The organism is Kitasatospora arboriphila (assembly GCF_039528095.1).
In the GTDB taxonomy this organism is placed as follows: Bacteria; Actinomycetota; Actinomycetes; order Streptomycetales; family Streptomycetaceae; genus Kitasatospora; species Kitasatospora arboriphila.
The window spans coordinates 1-4461 of sequence record NZ_BAAALD010000190.1 but is presented as its reverse complement, the minus strand read 5'-3'; the positions used below and the strand labels follow the sequence as shown (position 1 = coordinate 4461).

Annotated in this window: 5 protein-coding genes; 2 read left to right on the top strand and 3 right to left on the bottom strand. The window is 74.4% G+C overall.

Features of this window, described 5'->3' with window-relative positions; translation table 11 throughout:
- From ABD353_RS39210 to ABD353_RS39200, 3 genes are all read right to left on the bottom strand, one after another.
- The coding region (locus tag ABD353_RS39210) for an NAD(P)-binding protein (protein ID WP_344628504.1) at positions 1-649 on the bottom strand (649 nt) is incomplete at its 3' end.
- A 118-nt stretch (positions 650-767) separates the two neighbouring features.
- Entirely contained in the window at positions 768-1649 is an 882-nt protein-coding gene (locus ABD353_RS39205) for an ABC transporter permease (RefSeq protein WP_344628503.1), read from the bottom strand.
- Positions 1646-2614, bottom strand: coding sequence for an ABC transporter ATP-binding protein (locus ABD353_RS39200; protein ID WP_344628502.1), 969 nt, complete (start codon positions 2612-2614; stop codon positions 1646-1648). Before ABD353_RS39200 ends, ABD353_RS39205 begins: the two co-directional genes overlap by 4 nt.
- 264 nt (positions 2615-2878) lie before the next feature.
- Here ABD353_RS39200 and ABD353_RS39195 point away from each other — a divergent pair, with 264 nt between their 5' ends.
- Both ABD353_RS39195 and ABD353_RS39190 read left to right on the top strand, forming a co-directional pair.
- On the top strand, positions 2879-3043 hold the full coding sequence (locus ABD353_RS39195) for a hypothetical protein (protein ID WP_179419324.1): 165 nt from the start codon (positions 2879-2881) through the stop codon (positions 3041-3043).
- 105 nt (positions 3044-3148) lie between these two features.
- Positions 3149-4399 carry a cytochrome P450 gene (locus tag ABD353_RS39190; RefSeq protein ID WP_344628501.1) on the top strand — a complete coding sequence of 417 codons (1251 nt, stop codon included), beginning with the start codon at positions 3149-3151 and terminating at the stop codon, positions 4397-4399.
- Positions 4400-4461: the final 62 nt, after the last annotated feature.

Here is a 4461-nt window from a genome sequence, read left to right as displayed (position 1 = left end):
GGCCGGCGCCGGCCGGGGCCAGGGCGCGCGGCGGGGCGACGGCGTGCGCGGCGACGCCGGCGAGCATCGCCCGGGCGGCCGGGTCGCGGAACCGCGCACCCCAGGCCGGGGTGCCGAACTCGGCGACCCGCAGGCCCAGTCGAATTGCCGTCAGCGGATCGGCGGGCAGTCGACGCTGGTCGGAGAGCGCGGCGTCGACCGTGCCCTGCCAGCGGTCCACCAGCGGGCCGAACAGGGCCCGCCAGGCGCGGCCGTCGCGGCCGAGCCGTTCGGCGGTGCGGTCCAGGTCGCGGTAGGCGATCCCGGCCGGGGCGCCGTCCAGCGGCTGCGCGTACGGCGCCGGGGGCTGCAGCAGGTCGACCCGGTCGGCGAGGCCGAAGGCGCGGAAGAACGGCGAGGCCAGGGCCATCGGGTGGGCGACCGAGCAGAGGTCGTGCCGGAAGCCGGGCAGGGTGGTCTCGGCGGTGCGCATGCCGCCGCCCGCGGTGTCGGCGGCCTCGTAGACGACGGTCTCCAGGCCGGCCGCGGCGAGCAGCAGTGCGGCGGCGAGCCCGTTCGGCCCGGAGCCGACCACCACCGCGTCGACCCGGCCGCCCCCGCCGCCGCCCCGGCCGCCGTCCGCCGTGCTGCCGGAAGCCCGCCCTGCCACCGCGCCCACGCTCCTCGTACCCGCCCGTTGACGATCCGTCCGTCCGCACTCTCGCACACCCGGGCGGCGGCCCCGCGCACCCCCGGGCGGTCGGGGGTGCGCGCCGGGCGGTGCGGCGTCAGCCGCGGCGGGGCTCCCAGCGGAACAACCTGCGGCCCAGGACGGCCGCGGCGGCGACCCAGGCGGCGATCATCAGCAGTGAGGGGGCGGCGTGCGCCCAGCCGTGCAGCAGGTCGAGCCGCTCCAGCGGGGCGCCCGCCCAGGTCTCGTGGCCGAAACCGCGGCCGAACCAGGCCGTCCGCAGGGTCTCCACGACCGGGGCGAGCGGCAGCACGTGCGCGGCGGGCTGCAGCCAGTCGGGCATCGAGGCCAGCGGGGCGACCACGCCGCTGCCGAACATGCAGAGCAGCAGCACCGGCGTGGCCACCATCGGCGCCGCCTCCGCGCTGGGGGTCACCCCGGAGAGCGCCACGGCGAGCACCGCGAAGAGCAGGTAGCCGCCGACCACGGTGAGCAGGAAGAGCAGCGGGTCGGCGGGCAGCTCCGCCCCGAACCAGCCGACCGAGACCGCGCCCAGCACCAGCACCTGCAGCAGCACCACGGCGCCGCCCGCGCCGATCTGACCGGCGAAGATCGCCGTCGGCGGGACCTCGGTGCCGCGCAGCCGCTTGAGGACGAGGTCGTCGCGGCGGGCGACCACCCCGTTCAGCAGGTTGATGAACGAGGTCACCAGGGCCAGGCCGATGAAGCCGACGGTGGTGTAGCCGGCCGCGTTCACCCCGGCGATCTCCTTGTCGCGCAGCGGGGCCGCGACCACCAGGTTGAGCAGCACCGGCAGCAGGAAGCCGATGAAGGTGGAGCGCCGGTTGCGCCAGAACACCCGCCAGGAGAGCAGGAACTGGCCGCGGGCGTAGCCCGGCCAGCCGCGCGGTGCGGCCGCCACAGGAGCGGCTTCGGTGCGGCGGGCGGCGAGCGCGCCCGCCGTGTCGGTGGTGGTCATCGTGCACCTGCCCCTTCGTGCGCCGCGTCGGTGCCGCGGCCGTCGTGCGCCAGTTCCAGGAAGACGTCCTCCAGGGAGGCGGACCGCACCTCGATGCCGTCCAGCTCCACCGACCACTCGGCCGCCCAGGCGTGCAGCGCGGCCAGCGCCGGGGCGGTGCGGGCCGCCGTGTACACCGCGACGCCGTCCGTGACGCTCGCCGACCCGCCCGTCACCTGCGGCAGTTGGGCCTCGCTGACGCCCTTCGGCAGCGGGAAGGTGATCCTGGTGCCGTGCCCGGAGAGCACCTCCTCCACCGTGCCGACCGCGGCCAGCCGGCCCTTGTCCATGATGGCCACCCGGTCGGCCAACTGCTGGGCCTCCTCCAGGTAGTGGGTGGTGAGCAGCACGGTGGTGCCGGAGGCCTGAAGCTCCTTGACGATCCGCCAGGTGGTGCGGCGGGCCTCCGGGTCCATGCCGGTGGTGGGTTCGTCCAGGAAGAGCAGGTCGGGGGCGTTCAACACGGCCAGGGCGAGGTCCAGCCGGCGCCGTTCGCCGCCGGACAGCTGGGCGACCCGGGTGCCCGCCCGCTCGGTGAGGCCGACCTGGGCCAGCACCTCGGCGGTCGGCCGCGGCGCGGTGAGGAAGCCCCGCCAGGAGTCGACCGTCTCCGCGACGGTCAACTCCTTGAAGAAGCCGCCCTCCTGGAGCATCACGCCGGTGCGCCGGCGGACCTCGGGGCCCTGCGCGTACGGGTCCAGGCCGAACACCCGGACCGTGCCGGAGCTCGGCGGGCCGTAGCCCTCCAGCACCTCCAGCGTGGTCGTCTTGCCGGCGCCGTTGGTGCCGAGCAGGGCGAAGAGTTCTCCGCGGGCGACGGTGAAGGACACACCGCGCACCGCCTCGTAATCGCCGTAGCGGCGGTGCAGGTCCCGCACCTCCACGGCTGCCGTCCCGGGAATTCCGGAGCTGATGGTGGATGTCATGGAATACAGCGTGAGGGGTGGTGGGCGGTCAAGGCAAGAGCCCACATATCTGCAGGTCAGAAGGGGTTCAAAATGTCATGCAAGAGGGTGTGTCATTTTCCACGGGTGAATTCCTGACATCCCTTACTGTCGCACTCCTGTGCCCCGGGTGCATATTTTTCTCGTCGCCGAGAGCGAGCCGGAGAAAAGGCCGGCGGACGAAGGCGGAGAACGGTGACCGGGCCCCGGCCGGGGAGCGGCGCCGACCATCGGAGGGAGACCGCCATGGCCGAGAACGAGATCACCGAGAACGAGCAGTTCGACATCGAGGTCGAGGAGCTCGACACCGTCAACGGTGGCATCAGCGTCAGCTCGCTGGCCTGCGCCGCCTGCCCGGTCTCCAGCTTCAGCTCCGTGTCCAACTCGGTCGCCGAGACCGCCGCGGAGTAACGGGTCCTGTGCCGCGGTGGGCCCGCCTCGCGGGTTCCACCGCGGCACCCCTGTTTTCCGCCCCCAACTCAGCACCCCCACCGACCCAGTTGAGGAGAGCCGGGCATGGACAGCCTCCGGCACGAGCTGACGCGGTTCATCCAACAGCCCGCCGCGCAGCAGGACCCACCCGCGCTCTACCGCCGGTTGCTCGCCGAGGCGCCGGTCCTCGACCTCGGCCGGGTGCACGTCGTGTCCGGCTACGAGGAGATCGTCACCGTCCTCATGCACCCCGGCACCGCCGTCGACCCGACCGCCGTCGGCCTGCCCCGGGCCGGCGCCACCGCGCTCTCCCGGGTGGTCGACCGGATGCTGCCGATGCGCGACGGCGCCGACCACACCCGGCTCAAGCGGCTCGCCACCACCGCCTTCAGCGCCCGCCGGCTGGAGCAGATGCGGGAGCGCATCGAGAGCACCGTCGAGCGGATGCTCGAACCCCTGCTCGCCGCGGGCTCGTTCGACGTCGTCGCCGACCTGTCCGTGCCGCTGCCGGTCGCCGTCTCCTGCGCGATCCTCGACATCCCCGACACCGAGCAGGAGCGTGTCACCGGCTGGGCCCGCCTGGTCGCCCGCTCGCTGCTCGACGACTTCGACGGCACCGAGGGCGCCGCCCGCATCGCCGAACTCGACGCGGAGTTCGAGGAGTTCCGCAGCTACGTGGAGGAGCTCTGCGCGGCCCGCGCGGCCCGGCCCGGCGACGACCTGATCAGCCGGCTCGCCGTTGCCCGCGGTGAGGGCCGGCTCGACGACCGGGACCTGCTGGCCTTCGTCGTCATGCTGCTGGCCAACGGCCTGGAGACACTCACCTCCGGACTCTCCTTCGCCGTCTGGCAGTTGCTGCACACCCCCGGCCTCGCAGAGCGGCTGCGCGAGCGGCCCGCCGACGCCGCCGCCGTCTTCGACGAGGCCCAGCGGCTCGGCAGCCCCGTCCGGGCCAGCGCCCGCGCCCTCACCCGCGAGGTGGAGGTCGCCGGCACCGTCATCCCGACCGGACGGGTCGTCCTGCTGCTGTACGCCGCCGCCAACCGGGACCCGCGGCGTTTCGCCGACCCCGACCGCTTCGACCCGGACCGGGCCGAACTGCGCCACCTGGCCTTCGGCCACGGTCCGCACCACTGCCTCGGCGCCCCGCTCTCCCTGATGGCGGGGGCCGCCGTCCTGCGGGGTCTCGCCGCAGCCGGCGAACACCGCGCCCTGAGCACCCCGCTCACCACCCGGACGGCCCCCTGGAGCACCCAGTTCGTCTTCGGCGGCCTGCGCGAACTCCCGCTGCACTGCCCGCCCCGACCGGTCCTCACGGAGGTGGGGCAGGCATGAGCGGCACCGCCACCAGGAAGCGCACCCGACGCGGCGGCACGACCGCCGTACCGACTCCGACG

Coding starts and splice junctions, on each gene's coding strand:
- ABD353_RS39205 (WP_344628503.1), bottom strand. CDS start 1,649: ATGACCACCACCGACACGGCGGGCGCGCTCGCCGCCCGCCGCACCGAA.
- ABD353_RS39200 (WP_344628502.1), bottom strand. CDS start 2,614: ATGACATCCACCATCAGCTCCGGAATTCCCGGGACGGCAGCCGTGGAG.
- ABD353_RS39195 (WP_179419324.1), top strand. CDS start 2,879: ATGGCCGAGAACGAGATCACCGAGAACGAGCAGTTCGACATCGAGGTC.
- ABD353_RS39190 (WP_344628501.1), top strand. CDS start 3,149: ATGGACAGCCTCCGGCACGAGCTGACGCGGTTCATCCAACAGCCCGCC.